Here is a 1,099-nt window from a genome sequence, read left to right as displayed (position 1 = left end):
CTGGCTGTCAGTGCCCTGAGCTTTCACCGCTGTTTCGTTGTACTGGGTCTCGGTCTGGGGGTAGAGCAAGCGCGAGGGGATCTGTTTGACTGACGTACTGGGGTCCTGGGAGATGGGCACGGCCGGGATTCCGGTGCGGCGGAAGTCGCTCCAGGCTTCGAACGGAGCAATGCCGTTGAGCGAGTTCCATTTCTGGGTCAGAATCAGCGTCAGCTTGTTGGTAGCGGCATCCCAGGTAGCGCTAGGATTACCACTGTCGAGTAATAGACGGGCGTAGTCTTCGGCCGTCCCTGCATCGTCGAAAATGCCCAGGTACGTGTATGACTGGATGATGGCTGTTTCGTAGAGCGTTTTGGCGTTGCCCGTGATGTAACCCCGTTGAACAGCTTCGGCTTGTAGCAGCAATGCCTCTTCGCTCGACAGAATGATAGCATCCTGAGTGGCGCTTTGTAGCAAACCAGGCCCTATACTTGATACCTGGCTGTTAACCAACGGCGTAATGGTACCGAAGAAGGTAGCGTTAAAACTACTACCGCTTACCGGATTGTAGAAACCGAATACACGACTATCCTGCGTGTTGATCAGGAAGTTTAACGCATAACGACCCGCCCTGAATATGTTGTTATTCTCCACAGGCTGACCATTTACGCCATTGCCGTAAGTAGCATAGAATGGATTTTGCTGATTGGCCGAGTTCGCGTAACCGGGGTTGATCGCAGCGGATTCACCTGCTTTCAGAAATCCGTAGGGCGACGCTTTCAGGGTTGTCAGGGCCGCCTGGATAAAGGTCTGCCGATCCGTCCGCTCGCTCTGGCGCAGAATCATCCGCAACTTCAACGTGTTGGCCAACCGACGCCACTTGTTGATATCACCTTTGAACATGATATCATTGACGCCTGGATTATTGATAGTCTCACCTGCTGCCGCCCGCTTTTCGCCGCTGGCAAACAGGGCCAGAGCCGCATCAAGCTGCTTGAAGAGATCTTCATACACCGCTACCCCCGTGTCATACGTAGGCTGAGCTACGGTCAGCCCCTGCAAAGCGTTGGTGTAGGGAATGTTGCCGTAGGTGTCCACCAGAATCTGAAAGTGGAAGGCT

At 54.0% G+C, this 1,099-nt stretch carries 1 protein-coding gene; it reads right to left on the bottom strand.

The features are described 5' to 3' along the window. A partial coding sequence (locus J2I46_RS32600; RefSeq protein ID WP_207333305.1) for a SusD/RagB family nutrient-binding outer membrane lipoprotein occupies positions 1–1,099 on the bottom strand: 1,099 nt, incomplete at both ends.

The organism is Fibrella forsythiae (assembly GCF_017353175.1).
Lineage (GTDB): Bacteria > Bacteroidota > Bacteroidia > Cytophagales > Spirosomataceae > Fibrella > Fibrella forsythiae.
This window is presented reverse-complemented; position numbering and strand designations above follow the sequence as displayed.